Source organism: Photobacterium sp. DNB22_13_2 (assembly GCF_052873915.1).
The window spans coordinates 292178-316975 of sequence record NZ_JBNNXU010000001.1; the positions used below are offsets into that span (position 1 = coordinate 292178).

Here is a 24798-nt window from a genome sequence, read left to right on the forward strand (position 1 = left end):
CTATAGTCTAACAGATATTAATCGTTGAAGATTCAATCGTGCACCCCAAGCTGGTATAGTGCCACTCCCAGATCAAACATGAAGCAGACTCAATGAACCAGCACCAACCAAACAACCCATTACACGGCCTAACCCTGCAAAACATCGTGCAAGAGCTCGTTGACCATTATGGCTGGGAAGAGCTTGGCAAAATCGTCAAAGTGCGTTGTTTCAACAGTGACCCGAGTATCAAGTCGAGCTTGAAGTTCCTACGCCGCACTGAATGGGCTAGAAAAGAAGTCGAGCAACTGTATCTCGATACCTTTATTATCTAGTTGCCTTCGCCGACCAGAGCCAATAACTGCTGGCACGCTTCCTTTGGCGAGTCAGCATGGCAAATAGCCGATACCAGCGCAATCCCATCGGCACCCGCTTCAATTACCGAGCGGATATTCTTCTGGTTAATCCCGCCAATAGCCACCAACGGCAGCTGGCTAAACTGCGCGGCTTTTGCCAGGCCATCTATCCCCCACGCATATACCGTATCGGTTTTGGTTGGCGTCGAAAAAATCGCACTTAAGCCTAGATAATCCACCGGCAGTTTTTGTGCCGATTCTAGCTGCTGTTCATTTTCTACCGACAAACCCAAAATTTTCTCATCACCAATCAAGCGACGTGCAATTTCTGCAGGCATATCTGACTGACCAAGATGTACACCATCTGCATCAACAGCCAAAGCAACATCCACCCGATCGTTGATGATCAGCGGGATCCCAGCCTGTTGCAGTAGTGTCTTGATCGATCGGGCACGCTGAATGAAAGCCCGGATATCACCATGCTTTTCACGCAGCTGAACCATAGTGACACCGCCAGAAATCGCTTCTTTAATCACAAACTCGAGCTGCTTGAGATCTTGATGCTCATCGGTGACTAGATACAATCGATAGTCATACATGGCAAGCCCCTAGCATTCTCGGATTTTCAAACGTGATCTCAGCGTGTCTTCATCAAGCTGAAAGATGGTATCCAGCAAGTTCATCTGCAGACTGCCTGGGCCAGCCGATTTTGCAGCCGCTAACTCACCGGCAACACCCAAAATAGCCGTAGCAGCCAAACCCGCATTAACACCGACTGCCGCAAATGCACCTGTCAGTGCGGTATGCGAACACCCCATTCCCGTTACAAATGGCATCATTTCATGTCCATTTTCCAGTACAATGACCTGCTTGTTATTCACGACATAATCAGTAGCACCGGAGATCACAACAGTACAGTTATAGTTTTTAACTAATGCTTTAGCAGCATTCACAGCAGCATCGCTGCTATCAAGGGCATCAACTCCCTTGCTCTGGGCCGACTCCCCCGCCAGTGCGATCACTTCAGAAGCATTAGCGCGAATAACCAAGTTATCTGCCAACGTTGCCAACTGACGGGAAGCTTCGGTACGAAGCTGGCTAGCCCCGCAACCAACCGGGTCAAGCACAACAGGTTTGCCATTGGCATTGGCTTGCTCGACGGCATACACCATGCGAGGCAACCACTGACTATCCAAGGTACCAATATTGATGACTAGGGCACCGGCAAAGCCCATCATTTCAGCCATTTCATCACGGCTATGGGCCATGATTGGCGATGCGCCAACCGCCAATAAAGCATTGGCGGTATTGTTCATCACTACATAGTTAGTCACATTGACAACCAAAGGCTTGTTCTCGCGTATCTTTGCCAGTGCATCGCAAACTTGCTGGACGAAATTTTCAGTATGGGTATCCAAAGCGGCATTCCTTTATCAAAATCATAACCACCAGATTATACCTAAGTTGTTACCCGCTATGGCCTAAAAGTCTGAAACAAAACATCATTAACTCAGGTTACAGTTTATTTATCGCCTCAATATCCTCTTCGGGCAATACAATGGCATCGGGAGCCATTACCTCCCCACTCGAATTGGTCTGGATTTCATCACCCGGTGACCAGTCATAACCACTCTCTGTTGATTGACACCCCACCAGAGTAATACCGGTGGATATATACAACACTAGCAACAAACGACAAAGCGCAGACATAGGTATTCCCTATTTTTATACAATTCGGTTAAATATAGCTGCTAATTGACCATTGCCTTCCCATCGTTGGATCTCACTTTTCGTGCTATAGATTGGCATCCCGCTAAACCTTGACCATGATTAATAGAAATACACAACTCCTCTTACCACTTAAGGAACGCTGAAATGGATATTCACATTACACACAACGGGCTGATTCTGGATATTCAACTTACTCGCCCAGAGGCCAAAAACTCCCTGAATCAAGCCATGTATCACACCTTGGCAGATACTATTATTCAAGGTAACAATTCCTCAGAAACTCGAGTTATTGTATTGCGGGGATTACCAGAGATCTTTTGTGGAGGAAATGACATGCAGGACTTTGTTGCTATTTCACAGGGCATGGCTGACTTTCATGGCGAGCGATTTATGAAATCACTGGTAGAGTGCGAAACACCGATCATTGCCTCTGTCTCAGGCCCTGCAATCGGTATCGGTACCACTATGTTGCAGTTTGTCGATGTTGTGTATTGCTCGCCATCCGCCGTATTCAAAACACCATTTGTGCAATTAGGGCTTTGTCCAGAGATGGCTTCAAGTACCGAGTTTTCCAAGCTAGTCGGCCCAAGAAAAGCCAAAGAAATGTTATTGTTAGGGGCACCTATGGCCGCCGAAGAGGCGCTGTCACTTGGCTTTGTCAGCCAAATCAGCAACACACCAGATGACGCCGCTCTTCAATGTGCCAAGCAAATTGCGCAACTCCCTCCCAAAGCGATGCAGATCAGTAAAAGCATGCTTGGGCAGCAAGATAAAGAACGTTTGTTGCGAACGATTGAAGATGAAAACATCGAACTTATAAAAAGGATTAGAAGTGAAGAGGCCAAGGAGGCGGTCAGTGCCTTTTTGGAAAAAAGGCCGGCTCAATTTAGCTAACTAAGTAGCTACTGGCTAATTACTCATCATGTCGAAATAAAAAGGCCAGCATTAAGCTGGCCTCTATATCGTTTCAGTTCACTATTTCAAGTTAAACGGTAACAGGTTTTACCGATACACCTTGTTCTATCTTATTAGGCTCATCTTCATCTTTCACAATACAAACGACTAGCCCGGCGAATATCATTGATACCCCTCCCAGAACAATCGCCATCATGGTATTACCATCAAACGCCCAGCGGGTGAAGAAGCCCAGAATACCAGCAGCCAAGATTTGTGGCAGTACAATAAAGAAGTTGAACACGCCCATATAAAAGCCCATTTTGTGTGCAGGTAATGCACCGGCAAGAATAGCGTATGGCATACAAAGAATACTTGCCCAAGCCAAACCAATACCGACCATATTCACCATAAGCATTGCTGGGTTGTCGATAAGAGAGATTGATGCAAGGCTCAAACCACCAATGATCAACGACAAACTATGAACAAACTTGCGGCTAGTACGTTGTGCCAACCATGGCAGGGCAAAGGCGGCCAGTGCCGAAATACCGTTGTAGGCGGCAAAACACAGTCCTACCCAGTCCGCCCCCTCGTTATATAAGGTTGTACTGGTATCTGTCGTTCCGAAAATTTGCGAGGTTACCGCTGAGGTGGTGTAAATCCACATTGCAAAGAGCGCAAACCAAGAAAAGAACTGTACCACTGCCAACTGCATCATAGTCTTAGGCATTGTCTTGATATCTGAAAAGATAGCTTTAAGACTAGCCTTTTCTTCCTGCTGTTCAGGCTCTGTATTATGAAAAGCAGCCAACTCTTTCGGCGAGTACTCTTTGGTTTTGAATACGGTCCAAAGGATAGATGCCACAAACACCAAAGCACCGCATAGGAATGAAATCTTCACTGAGGGCGGTACTTCACCTGCCGGTGCAGTATTGGCCACATTAAAGACATTACTCAGCAAGTAAGGCATTGCAGATGCGACCACGGAGCCAACACCGATAAAGAATGTCTGAACGGCAAAGCCTTGGGTACGTTGCTCGGAAGGAAGGTTGTCGGCCACCAAGGCACGAAACGGCTCCATTGAAATATTGATTGACGCATCCAAAATCCACAGCATACCAGCGGCAACCCACAGGTAGGGTGAATAAGGCATGATGATCAATGCCAATGATGAAGCAATGGCCCCACAGAGAAAATAAGGGCGACGGCGGCCGAGTATTGTCCACGTGCGGTCACTGAAGTAACCGATGATCGGCTGGACGAGCAAGCCGGTTAACGGTGCAGCTATCCAAAGGATCGGGATTTGATCAATGCTTGCTCCCAGAGTTTCAAAAATTCGGCTGACATTGGCATTTTGCAACCCGAAGCCAAATTGAATCCCCATAAAGCCGAAGCTCATATTCCATATCTGCCAAAACGTAAGGCGTGGCTTTTCCATTGAGTGTTCCCCGATAATTCCTGCTACAAAACTCATTGATACTGCAGCAGATTTACAACAACCGGACAAAACGGATGATCGTTTTTTTATTCAAACCCAGGTAACGTCAAAATATGAAGCTTTGAGATAACTTGGATATATTAGTATGTTTCTGAACTAACCAAGACGAAAACAGGATTTTTCTATGTTTACATTGCTAATTCAGACCGTGATCATCACATTTGACCGATTTCCATCGGGAAGCAATGCTATGACAACCCTACCCCTACCAACTGTGATCAGTTTCACATAGGGTCACACTTGCATATTTGATTTATAATAAAATTACGTTTTTAGATGAAATTTATACAGATTTCATGAGATTTGGCGCACAAAACACCAGTATTTTTTTGTCTTTTGTTGTAATTTTCTTGCAAACAACATTGATGAGACTTTGGCCATTTTGTTCAAATGTTAGTGAAAACTAGTAACAATTCACTGCTGTCATATTTTATTTGGCCAAGATGTTACAATTTCTTGTCAACCGCCAGCGATAAAAGGTATAAAGAACATATTAACTTTTTACCATTACCAGCATGGATGATTGACAATGTTTGAGAAAATTTCTGCTGCACCCGCCGACCCAATTCTTGGTCTAACTGAAGAATTTAAAAAAGACACCCGCCCTGAAAAAATCAATCTTGGTGTAGGTATCTATAAAAATGAATCAGGTAATACACCGGTTTTAGCTACAGTCAAAAAAGCAGAAGCGATTTTACTGGAAAAAGAAACCACCAAATCTTACCTAAGTATTCCTGGCACGGCAGAATACGGTCTAGCAGTACAGCAACTGCTGTTCGGTGCCGACTCGCCAATCATTTCATCCAAACGTGCACAAACAGCACAAGCCCCAGGTGGTACAGGTGCTCTTCGTCTGGCCGCTGAATTTATCAAGCGTCAGCTTGGTGAGGTGAAAGTCTGGATCAGTAACCCAACGTGGGCTAACCATAACGGTGTATTCACCGCTGCTGGTCTGGAGACAGTTCAATACAGCTACTACGATGCACAAAGCAAAGACATGGACTTTGATGCCGCGCTCGCTGATCTAGCCAATGCCGCACCTGGTGATATCGTGTTACTTCATGGTTGCTGTCACAACCCAACGGGTATCGACCCGCAAGCACCACAATGGCAACAACTAGCTGAGCTATGTAAAGAGAAACAACTACTGCCTATGTTTGACTTTGCCTACCAGGGCTTTGCCAAAGGGGTAGAAGAAGATGCTCAAGGACTTCGTATTTTTGCAGACCTGTGTGAAGAACTTCTTATCGCCAGCTCATTCTCGAAAAACTTCGGTCTGTACAACGAACGTGTCGGTGCGTTCACTCTTGTAGCTAAAGACAATGCTGAAGCAACGACAGCATTTAGCCAAGTGAAGAGTATTGCTCGCGTGATCTATTCCAATCCGCCAGCACACGGTGCCGCAATTGTGACCGAAATTTTGAACGATGCAGACCTCCGCGCAGAATGGGAAATTGAAGTGGCTGACATGCGCGACCGTATTCAGGAAATGCGCACGCTGTTTGTTCAGACCCTGAAAGATTTCGGCGTCAACGCTGACTTCAGCTTTATTGAACGCCAGAACGGTATGTTCTCTTTCTCTGGTCTGAATAAAGACCAAGTGAACCGCCTGAAAGACGACTTCGGTATTTATATCGTTGGCTCTGGCCGTATCAGTGTAGCCGGTATGACCAAAGCAAACATGCAGCCGTTATGTAAAGGTATTGCCGCGGTTCTTTAACCCTAGCCATAACCTCACACGCTGAGACTATAAACGGGCGCTTTTGCGCCCGTTTTTTTATACTGATGTTCAGTAATATCGATTTAACCTGACTTGTCTAACGGTAGCACGTTACAGAACAGCTCTCGTTCGTATTGATGCTCCAACTGTTCGCGCCAAGGTTTGTTCGACACGGGAACCAAATAGAAAGTCTCTCGCGATGTATCAGTGACAAATGCCATACCATGCTGCATGAGTTCATAATGGATGTCGTTGACAAATCCTAGCGAAAAGCTCTGGCGTCCTGTTAATTGATTGATGTCATCTCTTGTTAGACTCACGCCTTGCTCATCGTTAGCGAATCGAACGCGTAACCAATCGGCGAACTCTCTAGCACTTATCATTGTCATAAACTCGCCTCCGCATAACACATCTTGAAAACCAAGACGTTACTGATAGGTGTCTATTTATAATAAGTTATAGCAGAGATGAGACATAACGTCAGGAGAATGCAACACGTTTATCATTGAGATAGAAAATAACGCAAATTTGAGACAGTTTTACAAACGTTGCAGAGTGACAGTTTTAACGGAAAACCATGCGAATAAAAGGAGGGTTATACCCGCCCCTGACAAAATCAGGAACGGGCCTGGCTGCAATTTCAAAACAGTCAAGAATCGCCCTGCCTTAAGCAGCGCGCTTCGTCATTTTGAAATTAAAGTGCTTTGTAAAGCACCTTGTTGCCTGCCAGTTGGATGCGCTCAACCAAACCTTCTTCGGTCAGTTTTTTCAGCGCACCAGTGGCCCAAGAAGCCGCTTTTGTGTCTTCTTGGCCTGCTTCAAGACCAATACCTTTCGGATTGATGCCTTCAGCATTCTTAACAACAATATCTAGCACTTGCTGCTGCTTTGGAGTCAAAGACACTTTTACAGCAACCGGTGCCGCTGCTTTAACTGGCTTCTGCTCTTCAACAACAGGTTTCGCCGCTGGAGCAGCTTTTACTGTTTCTGCAGTTGGTGCTTTTTTCACAACAGCCTTAACTGCTGCTGGTTTTGCTTCAACTACAAGACCTTTAAGGCGTTTTTGTAGTTTCAGCTGAACTTTACGTTTGTGAGAGATTCTCATTAAATTTCCTACTCCGTTGCACTACTTTCAGTCACCACCATTCATCAACCTGAAAACATAACAGGCCGATACTTCCAGCGGGAAAAAGTAAGCGCGTGTTATACCAAGGATGTCAGAGAAATACCAGCAAACGGTTATTTCATCCGCAACAAAAGGTGATTTAACTCAAAAATAGGCGACTTCCTCTCATTTTTGATGTTTTACAACTGACAGAAAAAAACTCGAAATAAAAAGATGTTATAGAAAATTGCAGGGATATTTCTGCATCTTCGCCAAACATCTGGATAAAACCCCATATGCAATTAAAGGGTCATCAACAATGACGGAATATTAAAATGACAACTTCAGTGATCGTTTTGACCATTTCGACAATACTTAAGTTGATCAAAACAGATCGGTATTGGCTATGCGTTACAGTTTGAAAACACGGTATATCACCACAGGCATCACCCCATACCAGGCTAACCTGTTTATTGCAGGTATTGCGGGATTCGTTGTTGCCACACTTATTGGTTTAGTATTCCCCGCTGTGGCTCCACCTGTTGTCGCCATCTTGCTGATTGGCGCGTGCATTACGATGCTCATTGGGTACAAGTATTCACAAGGTCCAGAGCTGTCTTTCACCCTGACGTTTATGCATCTCCAGTTTCACAGCCATTGCGGTGGTTGGCTGGCTCGCTGGAAAAATATCGATACTATCTCCCAAGCCAGTATTGCCAAAGACGGCTGGCACCAGCCCATTCCTTGGGTTGGTGTTAAACTTAAAGACTACGAAGAATTTATTAAGGCAATTTGCCCTAGGGTCGCCACCAAGCTTCTCATCGATCAGCGGATCCTGTTAATCATGGCCCATAAAGGTATCGACAATCCACATTTCGAAATCGAAGACATCATGTTTGATGATAATCACTACATCACCCAATCGGGTAATGTGCTGAAGGGCTTACAAGCAATGCTGGCCAACCGGATGCGCTATAACCGTGAGCTCATTGGCTATGACTTCTTTATTTCAGAAGACTTCCTTGACCGCCCTGCTGCCGACTTTGCTGGCTTGGCACGGCGATATCTAGCAGCAAGCTAAGATAGGCCAGTACAGGCCAAATTTATGGTGTAGCACTTTCCGGCGTTGCCTGAGCTTTAAGGAAGGGTAACAACAGCAGCCCAATAACCCCGGCAGCGACAGAAATAACAACAAAGAATCCAGTCCAGTGGAAATACTCCATCACAAGAGCCAGTGGGTACCCTGCCAGCGCAGCGCCCATATAAGCAAACAAGCCGACAAAACCAGTCGCGGCCCCTACCGAATCTTTGTGCGAACATTCCGCCGCAGCCATGCCGATCAACATCTGTGGACCAAAGACAAAAAAGCCGATCGAGAAGAAACATCCTGATAGCAAGGCAAAGTTTTTAACTGGCATCAGCCACAACGCCGCAACTGACAAAAAGATCCCGATAGCGAAAATGACATTCATTGGCCCTCGGTTACCGCCGAATAAGCGATCCGAGCCCCAGCCTGCCACAAGCGAGCCAACAAAACCGCCAACTTCAAATAAAGACAGTGCCGTATTGGCCTGGATCAATCCATAACCCTGCTGCTCGCTCAAGTACAAGTTACCCCAGTCATTGATTGCAGTTCGTACCACGTACACCAGCACATAGCTAAAAGCCAGCAACCAAATATACTTATTGGTCAGTACATATTTACGTAGGATCTCTTTGGTACTCAAACCAAACCCTTCCCGCTCATGGGTCAGTTCGAGCCGGTCCTGACGCCACTCACCCACAGTAGGTAAGCCGAGAGTCGTCGGTTTATCCCGCAATCGCCAGCACAGTACCAATCCAATCACCACCGCAATAGCACCGGGAACAATAAAACCTAGCCGCCAGCTGTAGTGCAAGGTGAGGTAACCCACTAACAAGGGGATCAAAGCACCGCCAACATTATGGGCCGTGTTCCAAATAGACCACCAAAAGCCACGCTCAGAACGGGAGTACCATGTTGTCATCAGCTTCGAGCATGGTGGCCAACCCCAGCCTTGAAACCACGCGTTACAGACCCACAGTGTCATCAGCCACCACAGTGAATCAGCAAAACCGAACATAATATTCACCACACCGGTCGCCATCAGGCCGATACCCATAAAATAGCGAGGGTTAGAGCGGTCAGAGATCACGCCAGAGAGGAACTTCGAGGCACCGTAGGTAATGTAGAACAATGTGCCCATCATGCCGATATCGGACTTATCCAAGCCAAGATCCACCAACATGGTTGGCATGGCGTAATTGAAATTCTTGCGGGTAAAGTAAAATACCGCGTAACCGACATACATAGTTAGCATGATATGCAAACGCCAGTAACGATACTGCTCATCAACACGCTGGCCGCTGCCGGATAGCTCTGGGTTAACGACTGCCTCTGAGCTTAGTGAGGACTCTGAATTCCCCAGCACTTGCGTTTTCACTATAATGTCCTCACAACAATTCTTTCCAGCCCGTCTTTACAGAATGGGCAGTTGGATCGCGATGCAGGTGCCTTTATTTACTCCTGCAGTATGGCTGTCCACATTGATCGAGCCACCAAGAGCTTCAACCCGCTCTCGCATGCCCTGCAGACCAAAGCCATGGGAAGACATCTGCATCACCTGTTCGACACTAAACCCCCGACCATTATCGCGAACAGTCAGAGCGACCGATTCTGCATCCAACACAAAAATCAGCTCAAGCTGGCTGGCTTTCGCGTATTTGACCACATTGTTCATTGATTCCTGACAGAGGCGATACAGGGTCACACTCAGGGTATCGCTTAAATCATCGGGTTCATATCCGTTACAGTGCCAATCGATAGATGCTGAAATCCCCTGTGCCTCGCACTCCAAATCCCTTATCAGTTGCTCCAGGGAGTCGACCAACCCCATGTCATCAAGTGATTTCGGGCGCAAGCGGCTCAGCAAACCCTTGGTAGTGTCATAGATATTCAGTGATAAATTTTCAATCATGCCGGCACACCCCGCGCCCACAGGCGTGGTTTCTACCCGCTGGATAATAGAAGCCTGGGTGCGAATTGCCGTAATATTCTGGCCAATCTCATCATGGAGCTCACGGGCAACGTCACGCCGCACGGATTCTTCTGCTTTGACCAACTGACGAGATAAACTGTGATTGCGGTTGAGTTGTAGTCGCAGTTGCTGATTCAGCTCACGCTGACGTTGGATTCCCATCCCCAGCAAAATACCAGTCAGGCTTTGTGCCGACAGCGAAAGCAATAGGTCGGTCACTTCCAAGTTGCTACCTGTACTTCGGGCTGCGATCAACACCACACTATTGAGCAGAGTCCCCAACAAAGCCCCCTGCCAACCATAACGGAAAGCTAACAAAATGATCGGAATAGCCAAACAAAAAGGAGCGAAGCGGCGCATTTCATCCGGTAGACCTAACTGCAGAGCAATGCTGGCAATAAACAATCCAGCATAGAAAAAGATATGCCTCACTCGCAAGGCCACAGGGCGGGACACCAAGTCTACCGTCAACGGGATCCAGGCCTGCTGGAATAGATAACTCCAGATAAGATAGCAGCTCGGCACAAGCATCAGCCCGCCAGTAATACTGACTAACAGTACCATCCAACTGTGATCGCTAAACCAGCCTGATATAGCCACATTGAGCAGCGCTGCCAGGCCAATCACAGTGCCCATCACACATAATCGGCGAAGCTGGGTGCCATAATATTGGCCGTGTGCCACCCACAACAACGGCACACTGGCAATACTCGCGCACAGTGCTGAACCCCATAGGGGATTACCCACCTGCGGCGCCAATGCCAGCATCAAAGCCCACTCGGCGCCATATACTGCGCCCCAGTACTTTTTAGGGCAATGCAAGGCAATCCCCATTCGAAGTGCGAAAGGGAATAGGAAAACGGCCAATTCCGGGTCGAGGGTGAAATAGGAAGCAATGGCCCAGAGACAAAACCAAGCGCAGGCGATCAACAGCCACCCACCTAACGTGGTAAGGGCAAAATTGCGCACTACAACACCTCGGTATTGAAATGCTTGGCTAGCTCAACGTTGTTTTTTGCACCGAGTTTATCCATCGCATTCGCCCTATGGACATGGATGGTCTTGTGGCTCAGGCCGAGTTCGACCGCCACGGCTTTGACATCCAAGCCAGTCGCCAGCATTTCACCAATTTGACGCTCACGTTTGGTTAACTGGGACAGAGACGCGGACGATTTAGCGGTTGTTGCCAGCTTGATCGCAATATCCGGGGTGAGGTAACAGCCACCTGCAGCCGCCGTCCTGACGGCTTGAACCAGTTCATCAGGGCTACAGCGTTTGCTCAAGTATCCTCTGGCACCTGTCTGTAATGCTTTTTCCACCACAGCAGCGCTGTCGTGAACGCTAAGCATGATGCAGGCTATGCCCTCAGGAAGATCCGACAGTAACGACAAGCCGCTTTCATCCGGCATCGAGATATCGAGAATACAGACATTCGCCTGGCTACCCGGCAGACCTTGGCGGGCATCCTTGGCCGAGCCAAATTCACCCACCACATTGATGTCATCTTCCAACATCAGTAACTGTGCGAATCCAGAACGTACAATGATGTGATCATCAACCAAAGCAACGTTGATCATTTTTTATCCCCCAAGGCGAAAAAGAGGCATAAACTACCTGTTCGGCCCTTCTGAAACAAGGCTGAAATGTAATTAATCAAAAATAGTGATTTTGCAACTAAGCACTTATAAAAAGCAGGTATAAAAAAACTGCCCGCAGGCAGTTTTTTAAAAGCATCTCGTTATAGCGATCAAGCCATTTTTAGCTCAAGCTCTTTTTGCAGGCGCTTTTCACGGCGGATCTTCTTCTCTTCCGCAACGGCCACAAAGAGAAGTAAAACAATACAGATAGCGGCTGAGGTATCTAGGGCAGCAAATGTACCTTTCCAACCCGTCAGACCAAAGATTGGCGTACCATCTGCAATCATACCCAGACCCAGTTTCGCGAAGCTGTCACCAATCAGGTAAGCAAAAGTACCTTTAACACCATCAGCTACACTGATTGCTTTCTTAGGAACAAAACCAACCGCAGCAACACCAATCAGAAGCTGAGGACCGAACACCAAGAAGCCAAGTACAAACAGTGAACCTAGGTACATGTACTCGTTCGTTGCATGCTGGTAGAACTCAAGGGAGAAGATAATCAGTACCAAAGAGACACACGCTACGATTGCACGGCGGCCATTTGCCAAGTCAGACAGGTAACCCCACATCAGCGTCCCCACTAGAGCCCCCACTTCAAACAGGGTGAAACCTGAGATAGCGGTTTCTTTCGACAAGCCAAGCTCTTGGTAAGCGTATACGGTTGACCACTGGTCGATACCAATACGGACAACGTATAAGAAGATATTAGCGAAACATAATAGCCAAATAACTTTGTTCTTCAGTACGTATTCCATGAAGATTTCGCGTTTGGTCATCTGGTTTTCTTCAGCGACGATATCTTCTTCACTGATCTCTTCACCAAATAGCTCTTCTGCTTTACCCAGACCGTATGCTTCTGGTGAATCACTACCAAAGCGCAAACACATGAAACCCACTACCAAGGCAATGATCGACGGGAAGATGAACATACCAATCACATGCCCGTCGAACAGGTAGTTTGCACCGAACAATGCAACACCAGCAGCACCGGCACCACCTACGTTATGGGACATATTCCACAAACCTAGGTAGGTACCACGCTTGTTACGCGGCGTCCACTTCGTGATGGTTGAATAGCTCGATGGACCACCGGTACTTTGGAAGAAACCGCTCAGTGCATAGAAGCCTACCATCATGAACAGGCTGGCGCTTGAGCCGCCCAGACTGACACTAAAGCCCAACATTGCAATACCGGAAAGAATCAACATGAAAGGAAGAAACTGTTTGGTATTCTTTCCATCGGCATAATAAGAAACAACAGTTTTACCAATACCGTAGGTAATGGAGAAACCCAGACCGATCAGACCCAGATCTGTCATCGACAGGCCGTAGGTTGAGATCATGTCGTTCTGAGCAACGTTGAAGTTTTTACGAATCAGATACATGGTCATGTAACCGATAAATACAACCAAGTACGATTGCATAAACGGCTTGAACCACATTTTACGGCGTTCTTCTACAGGCAGATCCAACGTTGGCTTTCTGACCTGATCAAGAAGTTTAAGCATGTGTCACCCTCAATACTTTTTCGACGTTATTTACAGCGCAAGCTGTACGTTCTGATCTTCTTCTGCCGAATAGGGCCTGTTGAAACTTCAAAGCCTCTTTTGGGCATAAAGCTTCAACAGCCCCTACTCGCCAGATCAGCAAACAGAGCAAAAAGACCATTGGCAGGCATTGTAGGGAGACAAGTAGTGTGTGGCTTGAGAACCGGACTTAGGACAATTAGGAAAATTTCCTAATTCCAGTCCAGCGGAGGTAGAAACGTGAAAGTAGTCACAAAATTTAAATGGGAATAAAACAAAAACAGCCCAGATAAATCTGGGCTGTGAAAGACATTAGTACAGCGGCATTTCGTCGGCAACAAACGGGTTTGATGCACGCTCACGGCCAAAGGTCGAAAGCGGACCGTGACCCGGAACAAAGGTCACCTCATTACCTAATGGCCATAGCTTTCCCTTGATAGAATCAATCAAAGTCTGGTAATCGCCCTTAGGGAAATCGGTACGGCCAATACCGCCATTGAACAGCACATCACCGACAAACGCCACGTTTGCTTCATCGCTGTAAAGCACCACGTGACCAGGTGTGTGGCCAGGCGTATGCAGAACAGAGAGCGTTTGGTTACCCACTGTGACGGTATCGCCTTCTTCTAGCCACTGATCAGGATCAAACGCTTCAGTTAGCGGAAAACCAAACATTTCACTTTGGCGAGGTAAACCCTGTAGCCAGAATGCGTCTTCCTTATGCGGACCAATCACCGGAATATCCAACTCTTTTGCCAATGGTGCAGTGCCACCAACGTGGTCAAGGTGACCGTGAGTCAAGATCAGTTTGGTAACAGTCAACCCTAATTGCTGTGCTTTTTCTTTAAGAAGGTGAATATCACCTCCCGGATCAACCATTGCTGCTTCTTTAGTTTCATCACACCAGATGATCGAGCAGTTTTGCTGAAATGGGGTGACCGGCACAATTTCAAATTGAAGACTCATTGATTTTCCCTAGCGGTTTCAGTTCTTGCCGCAGGATAGCATATACATAAGTGACTTCAAATTGCAGGATTCAGCAGAGCAAAAATGGGAGTACAGAGACAGCAAAGCCGACAGCTACCAAGAGAGGGAGGCAGTGTCGGCTTTGTAATTATTCAGTTTGCTTCCAAGCGTATGCTGACAGGGTAATCACCCATTCCAGCGACGTACAGGACCCGTATCAATATGGACGAATCCGCTACGAGGATAATATCCTACACCACCGAGGCGCATTTCAAGTGCGGCATTACGGATCCGTGACAGAGAGACACCTTCTAGATTGAAGTCGATGGCCTGACCTTTCATATGATAGCTCTTTGTCGCAACACCGCCATTTTTCTGCAGCGCTTTATTGGTCGCTGGAGAACGGTAGCCTGAAATGACCCGTACCTGCCCTTTGTGGCCTAGACCAGCTTGGATCTCGGTGATCGCATCAAATAAACGGCGGTCCATATGCGCGACTTCATTACGCCTGAAGTCTCGGCAAATATGGTTAATTTTCTGTAATTCTTCTTTGACATATAACTTACCGTTGAAGTACTCGGTTTCGAGATCTTCACTGGTATGTATATTGTGCAACGATATCTGGCGAGCACTCCCTGCTTTATACGGACTTGCTACCGCCCAACTTGGCAATAAACATGCCCCAAGCGCTACTCCACCAGCAGCCAGTAACTGACGGCGCTTGTAATCAATTTCAGACATAACTCAACAACAACTAACTTCTTGCCTTTTTCAGGCTTTGTCACGCAACCCCAGCCGGGCTCCCTTAATGGAGAAGCAAGATAACGTTCAGATATTGTTCAGTCAAACCTTGAAATGACAAAAAAACGGCAGCTTTTTATCCAAAAGCTGCCTAATTATTGACGTAAAAGCATTTTATTCAGTGTAAAGAGATGTAAATAATTCTTGGTTTTGCGACATGGCGATAAACTTGTCATAGTCGTAAACATCGTTCCGATAGTTTACCAAGCCATCATTATCAACCCATGCGGTCTGGTAGATCACCTGTATTTTCACCTTATTGGACAGGCCAACTGTCTTGGTTTTCGTACGTGCCTTGAGCTGATTTACCCGCTGCTCCGTCACGCCAGAATGATTGAGTAAAATCATTGCTAAGTTTCCAGCCTGCTCTACCCTGACACACCCCGAACTGAATGCCCTCGTCTCTTTGGCGAACAGGCTCTTGGAAGGCGTGTCATGTAAATAAACGGCGTGATCATTGGGCATGTTGAACTTAAATCGACCCAGTGCATTTCTATTACCCGGTTTTTGCCGTAACCGGTATGGAAAAGATTTGGCATTAACGATACGCCAGTCAATAGTATGGATAGGGATCTGCTCAGAGCTTTGCCAGCTTCGGATCACCGCGAAACCATTGCGGTGCAAATACCCTCTGTCTCTTCGTGCCTTCGGTAAAATGTCCTTGCGCATTATCGACATAGGAACATTCCAGTACGGATTGAATACCACAGATGACACATTGGTTGTCATTAGCGGTGTTCTACGACTAGGCCGGCCAACAATCACTTTACTATCAAGTACATGCCTATCATTGAGCCACAGGCTTAACTCGTAATTAGGAATATTGACCACCAGCAGTGACGAGGCGTCCGAAGGCCATAACCGGGTACGCTGGGCATTAAGGGCTAGAACACGAATACGGGACTTAGGTGATATCGCCAGCCATTGACGTGTTTGCGGGCCAATTGCCCCATCGACTTTCAGCCCGTGACGGCGCTGGAAACTCTTCACTGCATTGGCTAGGTCTACGTTATAGGTTCGCACCCCTGCAGCACGGATCTGATCAGCTTCGAAGTCACGTAAATCCCCCAAAGTCTCCAATGTGGTGATAAGCGAATCCGGGTTTTTCAACCGAGTACCAAGTCGGATAATCCCTGGTTGATAGAACCCAGGCCAGTTATCGTTAGCTGCTGGCTCGAGTGCATCGATAGCCAATAACAAGCGGGTGTAGTTTTCGTCATCAGGTTTGAGGCTATTGACATAAAAACGCAATCGCTCGGTATCAATTGCATTGTACAACCGGGATAAGGTCGTTTCAGACGGCATTGGTAATTGGGGATCAACCCCTGCACCAAATAACCACCCTTTACCGTAAGATGGGATCCCCTCGACGTAACTCATATAGGCAAACAGCGTATCGGTAGCCAACAGATCATACTGCCGCCAGTCGTTTGCTTGTTTGTAATGCTGGAGAAGTGAATAGCGGCGGTTGAAATCACTACTGATATTCGACAGCACCACCATGCGTAGCTGCTGCTCGAAATCACTGGCAGTAAAGGTATCCTGCCACAGCGGAACAAAGCCAATACTCTGGTACAGGTCTGCCAGCTCATCAATATAACGAATGGCCGCTATATCGTTGGCAACTTCATGTACCCATTGACGGGCTTTCTTCTGCTGCAGGATATCATCGGAGAACTGCTGCTCCAGTTGATCTCTTGCAGATAATGGCTGTACCGGCCAGGCCTCTTCCTCAGCATGGTTCACCTGAGAGAAGACACACATTAGGACAAGCCCTACACGACTGAGCGTTAACATTACCAACTGACTCCTCATTGCCGTTATCATAATTATGGCAAGTTTGATCTATAACGGACTAAATTTAGCCGTCATTACCAGTTGGTAATGTTTCAAATCCTGACAGTTGTCAGGATATTTGACATATTTTGCTATATATAGGACAACAATCTACCAATTGTACTTAGATGGTTAAATTGCCGCCCCTTTCATTTCAGATAATATTCCAGTGGTTATCCCACATTACACGACTTTGCATCATGGTTACCTCCTTCGGAGGATTAATCGATAAAACTTTTCCTGCGCCCGAGCCAACTAACCATTTCCCGCTCTGGACACCGACCCCAGAAGCATCAACCAAAGGGCACAACTCAATCAGCTCACGACTGGCCTCATGCCAAATCCCATAACAATTACCGCGGGGAGAGGTTGCCAATAGATAGCCATCCAGACTAGCAATGCTGGCAATATAATGGTTGAAGCGCAGCCACTGCTCTTCTCTGGCCAACAACGATTTAAGCGTTTCACCCTCCCCCTTGCGATGGAGCGCCACTAGCGGAGCGGCATCGTCAGAAAGACCTCGATATTGTTGCCCGCAAGCGATCTCACCACTATCGGTCACACTCAAATGGCGAATGCTTAGCTGCTTATCGGCCAATACGGCCCTATCGACCTCTTCCCCGGTTATTCGGTCCAGATAGACAAGCGCGGGTTGCATGCTGTCTAGATTCAGCGGTGTCCGGCCGCGGGTGTGAACACCACCGACACCAATGGCCAACGTTTGATCATCAGCCAGTACCACTTCGTGTGGCCCGATCCCGAACCCACTAAACTCTGCAACCTTCTCAAGCCGTCCTGATACCAAGCTGCCCACCTCGTAGATTCCAATGATGCCTTGACTGGTTTGACGAACCCCTTCAGTGGCGTAGAGGTACTTGCCATCAGGGGAAAATACGCCATGCCCATAAAAATGGCGATTGGCAGGAGCAACGTAAAGCGGCCAAGCCCGACCTTGACGATAATCGAAGACCTGTAAATAGCTGCCCGGCCGACGACTAAATGCCGCCGCCAAGGATCCGTTCGGTTGCAGGGCCACCCCATGACCGCGATCAGGCAGCGGCATTTGATACAGCGCTGAGCCATCATCACGAGCAACTACCACACTGTAGCTACCAGTGGTTTGGCGGCTACAACCGATAATTGCAGCTTGCCCTGCATTGGCTGAATTGACGGCACTCGTACAGCCACCAAGCAAGGGACTTACCGCCACGATGGCAGACAAAGGCCGGAGAGCGACACCACCCAATGCGCCGAGTAACAACCGGCGCCGCGTTTGATCAGTCACCATCGGTTGCATTGAACCCCACTACGATACCCAACTCAGGAGCGACCTCGTCTTGCAGCGTTAGCTGGATATACTCCAGTCCATTAAAAATAGCGATCAGCTCACGGTAACCCTCACGACTTTTGAGCATGCTGGTCATTGAAGGTTCTTGGGGCCAAGCGGCCAGCAAATTGGTAAATTGGTCAACGAGGCGGTCAGCTGTTTCTGCATAGCCTTTGTGACGTAACAGCTGATCCAGACCGTGCCCACCAGCAAGATACAATTGCTGCATGGCGGCTACACTGGCCTTTAGGTTCACCATTGAGGTACCAGACCGCCATGACTCAGCCTGATAGGGCTTAGGGCTACCAGGCTGACCCATTGGTCGTTGCAACTTCTTAATGCTGTAATCAAGCTGATTGTTCAACGACCCAAGATACTCCCCTAGAGCAAGCTCAGGCGTCATGGCTTGCCATGGATTTTCTTGCCATGCCCTCACCAATGCATCACCGCTCTGTTTGATATGAGCCGTCACCGCCTCGGCCAACTGACAGCCTTCCGTTGACTGCAGTACTTGCGGGTTGTCATATAAAAACCATTCAGCAGCACCCAGCCCCTGAACCGCAACACTTTGGCTGGTAAGATCATCGGCTGCCCACGCATTATCCTGTTTCAACAACTGATCCAGCTTGCGCCCTGTGGTGTTTTTCTTATCTGGCCAAAATTGGATTTGCCAACTGAGCGCCAGCGCCGCTTCACTACCTTTTTCTCGACCTTGAAACGACATCCAGCTCTGCATGGTATGAATCCAAGCCTGCTGTACCGTTTCCAACGATGCGGTAACGTCTTTCTGGCACAGCGCAGTCATCGAAGTGTTCAGCCCACTCGCCGTAGCATAAAACTGATTGGCGGCGGCTAGGTGTTGCTGGTGAATGGTTTGACTCGTCTTGTTGGCATCACTGTTACAGCCAACCAACAGTGCTGTCGACAAGAACGCTAATGCAAAAGCACAATTATTCACACCACTCTCCTTATAATGAATGAAGAAAGGCAACCAATGCCTCTCGGTCTGACTTGGAAAGTGCGACGACCTGTTCACGGCTTTGCTGGGCTTCACCACCATGCCAAAGAATCGCTTCCATCACATTGCGGGCACGACCATCATGAAGCAAGTTGGTATGACCGTTAACTTCCTGGGTATACCCTAAACCCCATAGTGGTGCTGTTCGCCACTCTTGGCCATCGGCAAGGTATTCTCCGCGGCTGTCTGCCAACCCTTCCCCCATATCATGGAGTAGCAAATCGGTATAAGGATTAATTAACTGTTCAGATAATGCAGGGGAATCGGTCGTCGTCGCTGTTTTGATTTGAGTGACATGACAGCTTTGGCAGCCCACCTCGGCAAACAGCGCTTCACCTTTGATCACCTGTGGATCATTGACATTGCGACGAGCCGGCACGGCTAAATGACGAGAGTAGAACTCAACAAATGTCAGGACATTACGACTCACCTCTGGCTTACCACCATTAGGCAGTTCATCACATACCGATTGTAGCGACGAACAATTCTCGACCGGAAACAGTTCACTCGTCAGGCCAAGGTCGCCATTGAATGCCGCCGCATTCTGCTGCATCAAGCTTGGCTGCCCGGCTTTCCAGCCAAAACGTCCTACAGCAAATGTCTGTGCTTCGACATCCCAAACCCGATTGAGTTTTCCTGAAATACCTTTTGCTTCAGCTCGTTGCTCTTTGGCAATCTGCTCTAAGGTATGCTCAGGGATAAGCTCAAGTAAACCAAGGCCAATCATCGGTGGGGCTACCCGGGCTGACATCATCACTTGCGGATGCATTGGGCCATACTGCAAATCGGCAATCGATAATTGCGGCTGACGCAAGGTAACGACTTCACCATCAGCCATTTTTATCGATATCTCTTGATAAATAAGTTGGATTTGCCCTTCTGGCTTGGCGCCAGATAGTGAGAAGTCTTGTAACTGACCGCCATAAATCGGCTCAGGAATCACCCCGTTTTTAATAATGGCTTGCTTCTGCTCAGCGGTTTGGGCCGGAATACTCAAACGGACCAGCATCGACACCGCGTTGGTATCCCCATCTTGCGGCGGGTGGCCACGGCCATCTTTAATATGGCAGTTTTGGCAGCCATTAGTATTGAATAGCGGACCCAAGCCATCACGGGCATCGGTTGTTGCCGGCGCTTGTACCCAAGGGTTACGGAAAAAACTGTTACCGACGCTGAAATCTAACCGCTTTGAGAGAGGTAAGTTGGCCGCTGGAAGGGAAAAGGCATTGGCACCGTTTTTTCTGACGGTCGTCTCCCCACCAGATTTCATCGCCAGAATATCTTCTGCCGACAGAGGAGTCTCTTTCGTTTGGGCAAACACCGAAAAAGAGAATACGGTTGAGAGCAGCACTCCCGCTGCAAATATATTGAAGGACAACGTCATTTTCATCGCTCAAAGTATAATTATTATGATGACGAAAGGGCTCACCCGAGCCCTTTGTCTATGGTGATATGCGTTTCCACATTAGAACTGGTGATCAGCCGTATCAGGGTTAAGGTTGCTTACTCCGATAATTGACGCTGCCTGCTCGATGCTCTCGGTCTGCTTAACCAGTGCCATGATTGATTCGTTCACCAACGCGTTACCCGCCTGGTTACCCGCGGCGATAAGTTGATCAAACGCTTGATCTTGTTTCTCTGCAGATTCAACCAAGGTATAAACCTGACTACGAGCGCGATCGAACTCAGCCTGAATAGCCGCTGCCGCTTCTTTGTCTTTATTAGCGACGAGGTCATGGATGCTCGGACCTGATACCAAGGTGCCATTCACACGCTTGTAGGTACCGGTATAAACGTTGTAGATCCCCTGCTCGTTATAGTAGTGAGAGTTGTGGGTATTGTCCGAGAAGCAATCATGCTCATCTTCGGTAGAGTTTGCTTCCAGAGCCACTTTCATCCGCTCACCAGCCAGTTCACCAAGTGATAATGAGCCCATACCAAACAGCATCTTACGCAAACCGTTATCCGCCGAATCAGCCAACAACTCTGCACGATAATTATCGTCAACTTCCGCAGACCACTGCTGGGTCATCCAGCTCAAATCATTTTGCAGCAGTACCGATGCCGCTTTGAGGTATTCACGACGGCGCTCACAATGACCATTGGTGCACGCTTCACCATAAGCAAAATCAGTGTACTGCCGCTGACCGGCCCCCGATTTAGTACCGTTGAGATCTTGGCCCCACAACAAAAACTCAATCGCATGATAACCCGTCGCCACATTGGCTTCCGAGCCACCGATTTCGTTGAGTTCAGCCAATAACTCAGGCGTGATCTTAGCGGTATCAAGCTGTTGATTACCTACTTGAACAGACTTGCTGGCCACAATATTAGCCTTGGCACCTTCATTACCGAGTTCATACTGGTAATCATCCGCCACATAATCGATCAAGCCCTCATCAAGCGGCCATGCGTTAAGCTGACCTTCCCAATCATCAACAACCGAGTTACCAAAGCGAAACACCTCAGATTGCTGATAAGGCACACGCGCGGCCTTCCAAGCTATACGTGCCTTATCTAGGCTTTGTTGTGTAGGAGACGCAATAAACGCATCAATGGCTTTATCCAAGCCTTGCGCAGACGTTAGTGAGTCACTATATACACTGTGAGCGAGATCAGCATAGTGGGATACAACCTCTTGCTTGGAAACTGTCGTGGCGCTAACCATCGCTGGCGTTACCAAAAATGTAACCATAATTAAGTTACGAGGAAATTGAGTCTTCATTATATTTATTCATCCATGTGAAAGCTGTTTTATAACCACAAACAATAATACAAGTGATAATTATTATTGTTACGATAATGATAACTAAGTTTGTAACTGAATGTAAATTTTTTTTATTAAGCGACACATTGCATCTATATCCAATAACAAATCAGATCGAGACAACATTATGAAAAGTAAGGCTTCCAACTTTCGTCCGTTTGATGTAATTTCGCCGAGCACTAATTAGGAGAGTAAAATGGATAAGCACGAAGAGGTCTTGATTGCCCTGCGACAAATCATCCGAGCGATCGATCTGCATTCCCGCAAATTGAACAAACTGGCTGGTTTGACAGGCCCGCAGCTGGTGTTGATGCGCGCGATACGCGACTCCGGCGAAGTGACTATCCGTCAACTTTCCAATAACACCAATATGAGCCAAGCAACGGCAACCACTATTCTGGATCGGTTGGAAAAGCGTAATTTGGTGGTCCGTGAGCGCAGCAAGCTGGACAAACGTAAAGTCCATGCCTACCTCACCGAGGAAGGAAAAGAATTGTTGGCAAAAGCACCGCAACCGCTGCAAGAAGATTTCGTTGCACGCTTCCATCGCCTGGAAGAATGGGAGCAATCATTACTGCTATCTTCTGTACAACGCATTTCATCAATGATGAATGCCGAACACCTTGACGTTGCCGCCATGCTGGAAGTTGGTAGCATTACCAAGCAAGAAACAGAACGAGAATCGTGACAGTACGGCATAGGATTTTCGATTGTTACTTGAAGGTATAGAAACGCTGCTGGTACTGGCGCAAGAAGGTACCATGAGTAAGGCAGGCAGCCGTTTGTACCTGAGCCAAAGCGCCGTCAGCAAACGTATCGCCAAACTGGAAAAGCGGATCGGTAAGAAGCTTATTGAGCCTGATGGGCGACGTATCAAGCTTACTGCCGATGCCCTTCAGTTGATCGCTGCTGTCGAGCCGGGTTTCAAGGCATTAAAAGGGCAGATTTTTGATCAACTCGATGTTGATGATCATACCCTTATTCACATCGCTTGTTCGGAAACCCTAGTTGCCGGCTATCTGGCCCCCTTTATGGGTAAGTACATCCAACAAGATCCGTACCTTGCCATAAGCACTCACCATACTCCGGTCATTGTCGAGAAAGTACAATCTGGGGATGCGGCTGTCGGGTTCTGTGCTGGCCACTTACCGCCGCAACACGGGCTGGCTGTCACCCATTTGTTCGACGAACCGTTTTCTGTTGTCAGCCACCAACCGCTTGAACAACAGCCCACCCAGTTATTGGTTAATGACCTAAAAAATCCGGCCAATGCCAACCAAGTGAGTACGTTACAAAAAGCAGGAATTGCTCCGCTAATGGAAATGGATTCCTATACCGCCGCCGCTCAGCTTGCATTAGGCGGAGTCGCAGCAGCATTGGTGCCTATTTCAATTGTTAGAACCCTTAAAATAGCGCCTCACCACTGCCACCAGTTCCCTTTCCTTGATGAATTAACCCGTCCAGCCCAGCTTTGCTATCGCCAAACGAGCTTCCAATCCACTCGGATCCGCCGACTTATTGAAACCATTGCGGATTCTGTTCGACTAGCAATTTAGCCGCCATACACATCGAGGTGATCACCACCATCGGTCTAATTAGCTTACGCCCCTTGGATATGACAACTTTAGCGCCCATTCTCGCCCCGATAAACCCACCGACAGCCATGATAATCCCGATTTCCCAAACAGGCAGACCAGCAAAAATAAAAAACAGCAAAGCCGCAAAATTCGAGGTAAAGTTCAGAATTTTAGTTCGCGCGGTCGCTTCTACCAGACCAAACTGAGCGATAGCAACAAAACAGATGGTATACAGTGCACCCGCCCCTGGGCCAAAAAATCCATCGTAGAAACCGATACTGGTACCCACGGTCAAAGCAAAAACATTCTCCGACAATTTCGGCGTACCGCCTCCCTGTCCGACCTGCGGTGCGAATAAGAAATACAGAGAGATGCACACCAGCAAGATAGGGATTAGCTGAGTCAATAGCCCCGCATCAATACGTTGGACTAACTCAGCCCCGACAGCTGCCCCAATGAAGGTAAACACTATCGCATTGCGCATTTCACGCAGACTGACCAACCCATTACGAACGAAGTACAGCGACGCCGAGAAACTGCCAAATGACCCCTGTAACTTATTGGTTGCCAATGCTTGAGTTGGTGGCACTCCCACCGCGAGCAACGCAGGTACCGTTAGCAGCCCGCCTCCTCCGGCGATGGCATCGATAAAACCCGCCAACCCTGCGACAAGAAACAGCAGCCCTAATACTTCCAATGACAATTCCATTTACTCACTTCTCTTCGTTACTCTTTGAGTGCAGGAAAATACCACTCACACCAAACTCGGAATAGCGAAACGTCGGACGACAACTCATTCCAGTTTGGAATCAATCAATTCGATCTCACAAATTACCGATACATGTCGTTGTCTCTAACTCCGTAAAACGCATAATTTATCATCAATTCTTGGTATTATTTTGTGCAACTCTTAGAGTATTCTCGCCAGTCTGTTAACTCAGTCTCAATTTCAAACTTGCCGCTATGCCGATTCGTTATGGAAAAGCAATATTTGGCATTTA

The 24798-nt window shown here is 47.7% G+C and carries 24 protein-coding genes; 6 read left to right on the forward strand and 18 right to left on the reverse strand.

Features of this window, described 5'->3' with window-relative positions:
- Window positions 1-92 precede the first annotated feature (92 nt).
- Window positions 93-314 carry a VF530 family protein gene (locus ACVA58_RS01260; RefSeq protein WP_107348391.1) on the forward strand — a complete coding sequence of 74 codons (222 nt, stop codon included), beginning with the start codon at window positions 93-95 and terminating at the stop codon, window positions 312-314.
- On the opposite strand, the gene thiE is transcribed toward ACVA58_RS01260, so the two are convergent.
- The 3 genes from thiE to ACVA58_RS01275 form a co-directional block, all read right to left on the reverse strand.
- Window positions 311-934 (reverse strand): thiamine phosphate synthase, encoded by a 624-nt coding sequence (gene thiE, locus ACVA58_RS01265; protein ID WP_446508654.1) that lies wholly within the window; start codon window positions 932-934, stop codon window positions 311-313. The two genes, ACVA58_RS01260 and thiE, sit on opposite strands and share 4 nt — an antisense overlap.
- Window positions 935-943: 9 nt before the next feature.
- A complete protein-coding gene (gene thiM, locus ACVA58_RS01270) occupies window positions 944-1753 on the reverse strand; it encodes a hydroxyethylthiazole kinase (RefSeq protein WP_446508655.1) in 810 nt (269 codons plus the stop codon).
- A gap of 97 nt (window positions 1754-1850) precedes the next feature.
- A complete protein-coding gene (locus tag ACVA58_RS01275; RefSeq protein WP_446508656.1) occupies window positions 1851-2045 on the reverse strand; it encodes a hypothetical protein in 195 nt (64 codons plus the stop codon).
- Between the two features lie 165 nt (window positions 2046-2210).
- Here ACVA58_RS01275 and ACVA58_RS01280 point away from each other — a divergent pair, with 165 nt between their 5' ends.
- Window positions 2211-2960, forward strand: coding sequence for an enoyl-CoA hydratase-related protein (locus tag ACVA58_RS01280; protein ID WP_446508657.1), 750 nt, complete (start codon window positions 2211-2213; stop codon window positions 2958-2960).
- Window positions 2961-3051: 91 nt separating this feature from the next.
- On the opposite strand, the gene ACVA58_RS01285 is transcribed toward ACVA58_RS01280, so the two are convergent.
- Window positions 3052-4398 (reverse strand): MFS transporter, encoded by a 1347-nt coding sequence (locus tag ACVA58_RS01285; protein WP_446508658.1) that lies wholly within the window; start codon window positions 4396-4398, stop codon window positions 3052-3054.
- A gap of 589 nt (window positions 4399-4987) precedes the next feature.
- Between ACVA58_RS01285 and ACVA58_RS01290 the strand changes: the two genes are divergently transcribed.
- Window positions 4988-6178, forward strand: coding sequence for an amino acid aminotransferase (locus ACVA58_RS01290; protein ID WP_446508659.1), 1191 nt, complete (start codon window positions 4988-4990; stop codon window positions 6176-6178).
- An 83-nt stretch (window positions 6179-6261) separates the two neighbouring features.
- Here the strand turns inward: ACVA58_RS01290 and ACVA58_RS01295 are convergent, their stop codons facing one another.
- Together ACVA58_RS01295 and ACVA58_RS01300 are read right to left on the reverse strand one after the other, a co-directional pair.
- The gene (locus ACVA58_RS01295) at window positions 6262-6567 is read right to left on the reverse strand and encodes a hypothetical protein (protein ID WP_446508660.1); all 306 of its coding nucleotides are present in this window, start codon (window positions 6565-6567) and stop codon (window positions 6262-6264) included.
- Between the two features lie 305 nt (window positions 6568-6872).
- Window positions 6873-7283 carry a MarR family transcriptional regulator gene (locus tag ACVA58_RS01300; RefSeq protein ID WP_446508661.1) on the reverse strand — a complete coding sequence of 137 codons (411 nt, stop codon included), beginning with the start codon at window positions 7281-7283 and terminating at the stop codon, window positions 6873-6875.
- A gap of 406 nt (window positions 7284-7689) precedes the next feature.
- Between ACVA58_RS01300 and ACVA58_RS01305 the strand changes: the two genes are divergently transcribed.
- The gene (locus ACVA58_RS01305) at window positions 7690-8364 is read left to right on the forward strand and encodes a DUF2982 domain-containing protein (RefSeq protein ID WP_446508662.1); all 675 of its coding nucleotides are present in this window, start codon (window positions 7690-7692) and stop codon (window positions 8362-8364) included.
- Window positions 8365-8386: 22 nt separating this feature from the next.
- On the opposite strand, the gene uhpC is transcribed toward ACVA58_RS01305, so the two are convergent.
- The 11 genes from uhpC to ACVA58_RS01360 form a co-directional block, all read right to left on the reverse strand.
- Window positions 8387-9730 (reverse strand): MFS transporter family glucose-6-phosphate receptor UhpC, encoded by a 1344-nt coding sequence (gene uhpC / locus ACVA58_RS01310; protein ID WP_446508981.1) that lies wholly within the window; start codon window positions 9728-9730, stop codon window positions 8387-8389.
- Between the two features lie 51 nt (window positions 9731-9781).
- On the reverse strand, window positions 9782-11308 hold the full coding sequence (uhpB, locus tag ACVA58_RS01315; protein ID WP_446508663.1) for a signal transduction histidine-protein kinase/phosphatase UhpB: 1527 nt from the start codon (window positions 11306-11308) through the stop codon (window positions 9782-9784).
- The gene (gene uhpA / locus ACVA58_RS01320; RefSeq protein WP_446508664.1) at window positions 11308-11916 is read right to left on the reverse strand and encodes a transcriptional regulator UhpA; all 609 of its coding nucleotides are present in this window, start codon (window positions 11914-11916) and stop codon (window positions 11308-11310) included. The genes uhpB and uhpA overlap by 1 nt, the downstream gene beginning before the upstream one ends.
- Before the next feature lie 170 nt (window positions 11917-12086).
- Window positions 12087-13487, reverse strand: a complete 1401-nt coding sequence (uhpT, locus tag ACVA58_RS01325; RefSeq protein ID WP_446508665.1) for a hexose-6-phosphate:phosphate antiporter — start codon at window positions 13485-13487, stop codon at window positions 12087-12089.
- Between the two features lie 330 nt (window positions 13488-13817).
- On the reverse strand, window positions 13818-14471 hold the full coding sequence (locus tag ACVA58_RS01330) for an MBL fold metallo-hydrolase (protein ID WP_446508666.1): 654 nt from the start codon (window positions 14469-14471) through the stop codon (window positions 13818-13820).
- A gap of 186 nt (window positions 14472-14657) precedes the next feature.
- Window positions 14658-15212, reverse strand: a complete 555-nt coding sequence (locus tag ACVA58_RS01335) for a DUF882 domain-containing protein (RefSeq protein ID WP_446508667.1) — start codon at window positions 15210-15212, stop codon at window positions 14658-14660.
- A gap of 174 nt (window positions 15213-15386) precedes the next feature.
- Complete coding sequence (locus tag ACVA58_RS01340) at window positions 15387-17069, reverse strand: L,D-transpeptidase family protein (RefSeq protein WP_446508668.1); 1683 nt, start codon at window positions 17067-17069, stop codon at window positions 15387-15389.
- A 193-nt stretch (window positions 17070-17262) separates the two neighbouring features.
- Window positions 17263-18405 carry a DUF1513 domain-containing protein gene (locus ACVA58_RS01345; RefSeq protein ID WP_446508669.1) on the reverse strand — a complete coding sequence of 381 codons (1143 nt, stop codon included), beginning with the start codon at window positions 18403-18405 and terminating at the stop codon, window positions 17263-17265.
- Window positions 18386-19393, reverse strand: coding sequence for an imelysin family protein (locus tag ACVA58_RS01350; RefSeq protein ID WP_446508670.1), 1008 nt, complete (start codon window positions 19391-19393; stop codon window positions 18386-18388). Before ACVA58_RS01350 ends, ACVA58_RS01345 begins: the two co-directional genes overlap by 20 nt.
- Window positions 19394-19403: 10 nt before the next feature.
- The gene (locus ACVA58_RS01355; protein ID WP_446508671.1) at window positions 19404-20837 is read right to left on the reverse strand and encodes a di-heme oxidoreductase family protein; all 1434 of its coding nucleotides are present in this window, start codon (window positions 20835-20837) and stop codon (window positions 19404-19406) included.
- Between the two features lie 81 nt (window positions 20838-20918).
- On the reverse strand, window positions 20919-22181 hold the full coding sequence (locus ACVA58_RS01360) for an imelysin family protein (RefSeq protein WP_446508982.1): 1263 nt from the start codon (window positions 22179-22181) through the stop codon (window positions 20919-20921).
- Between the two features lie 235 nt (window positions 22182-22416).
- Between ACVA58_RS01360 and ACVA58_RS01365 the strand changes: the two genes are divergently transcribed.
- Window positions 22417-22908 carry a MarR family winged helix-turn-helix transcriptional regulator gene (locus ACVA58_RS01365; RefSeq protein WP_446508672.1) on the forward strand — a complete coding sequence of 164 codons (492 nt, stop codon included), beginning with the start codon at window positions 22417-22419 and terminating at the stop codon, window positions 22906-22908.
- Between the two features lie 22 nt (window positions 22909-22930).
- On the forward strand, window positions 22931-23776 hold the full coding sequence (locus tag ACVA58_RS01370; protein WP_446508673.1) for a LysR family transcriptional regulator: 846 nt from the start codon (window positions 22931-22933) through the stop codon (window positions 23774-23776).
- Here the strand turns inward: ACVA58_RS01370 and ACVA58_RS01375 are convergent.
- The gene (locus ACVA58_RS01375; RefSeq protein WP_446508674.1) at window positions 23736-24506 is read right to left on the reverse strand and encodes a TSUP family transporter; all 771 of its coding nucleotides are present in this window, start codon (window positions 24504-24506) and stop codon (window positions 23736-23738) included. The two genes, ACVA58_RS01370 and ACVA58_RS01375, sit on opposite strands and share 41 nt — an antisense overlap.
- Window positions 24507-24798 lie beyond the last annotated feature (292 nt).

What these genes read in the sequence shown, in the direction of transcription:
- ACVA58_RS01260 (WP_107348391.1), top strand. Translation starts at nt 93, where the DNA reads ATGAACCAGCACCAACCAAACAACCCATTACACGGCCTAACCCTGCAA.
- thiE (WP_446508654.1), bottom strand. Translation starts at nt 934, where the DNA reads ATGTATGACTATCGATTGTATCTAGTCACCGATGAGCATCAAGATCTC.
- ACVA58_RS01275 (WP_446508656.1), bottom strand. Translation starts at nt 2,045, where the DNA reads ATGTCTGCGCTTTGTCGTTTGTTGCTAGTGTTGTATATATCCACCGGT.
- ACVA58_RS01280 (WP_446508657.1), top strand. Translation starts at nt 2,211, where the DNA reads ATGGATATTCACATTACACACAACGGGCTGATTCTGGATATTCAACTT.
- ACVA58_RS01285 (WP_446508658.1), bottom strand. Translation starts at nt 4,398, where the DNA reads ATGGAAAAGCCACGCCTTACGTTTTGGCAGATATGGAATATGAGCTTC.
- ACVA58_RS01290 (WP_446508659.1), top strand. Translation starts at nt 4,988, where the DNA reads ATGTTTGAGAAAATTTCTGCTGCACCCGCCGACCCAATTCTTGGTCTA.
- ACVA58_RS01295 (WP_446508660.1), bottom strand. Translation starts at nt 6,567, where the DNA reads ATGACAATGATAAGTGCTAGAGAGTTCGCCGATTGGTTACGCGTTCGA.
- ACVA58_RS01300 (WP_446508661.1), bottom strand. Translation starts at nt 7,283, where the DNA reads ATGAGAATCTCTCACAAACGTAAAGTTCAGCTGAAACTACAAAAACGC.
- ACVA58_RS01305 (WP_446508662.1), top strand. Translation starts at nt 7,690, where the DNA reads ATGCGTTACAGTTTGAAAACACGGTATATCACCACAGGCATCACCCCA.
- uhpA (WP_446508664.1), bottom strand. Translation starts at nt 11,916, where the DNA reads ATGATCAACGTTGCTTTGGTTGATGATCACATCATTGTACGTTCTGGA.
- uhpT (WP_446508665.1), bottom strand. Translation starts at nt 13,487, where the DNA reads ATGCTTAAACTTCTTGATCAGGTCAGAAAGCCAACGTTGGATCTGCCT.
- ACVA58_RS01330 (WP_446508666.1), bottom strand. Translation starts at nt 14,471, where the DNA reads ATGAGTCTTCAATTTGAAATTGTGCCGGTCACCCCATTTCAGCAAAAC.
- ACVA58_RS01335 (WP_446508667.1), bottom strand. Translation starts at nt 15,212, where the DNA reads ATGTCTGAAATTGATTACAAGCGCCGTCAGTTACTGGCTGCTGGTGGA.
- ACVA58_RS01340 (WP_446508668.1), bottom strand. Translation starts at nt 17,069, where the DNA reads ATGTTAACGCTCAGTCGTGTAGGGCTTGTCCTAATGTGTGTCTTCTCT.
- ACVA58_RS01345 (WP_446508669.1), bottom strand. Translation starts at nt 18,405, where the DNA reads ATGCAACCGATGGTGACTGATCAAACGCGGCGCCGGTTGTTACTCGGC.
- ACVA58_RS01355 (WP_446508671.1), bottom strand. Translation starts at nt 20,837, where the DNA reads ATGACGTTGTCCTTCAATATATTTGCAGCGGGAGTGCTGCTCTCAACC.
- ACVA58_RS01365 (WP_446508672.1), top strand. Translation starts at nt 22,417, where the DNA reads ATGGATAAGCACGAAGAGGTCTTGATTGCCCTGCGACAAATCATCCGA.
- ACVA58_RS01375 (WP_446508674.1), bottom strand. Translation starts at nt 24,506, where the DNA reads ATGGAATTGTCATTGGAAGTATTAGGGCTGCTGTTTCTTGTCGCAGGG.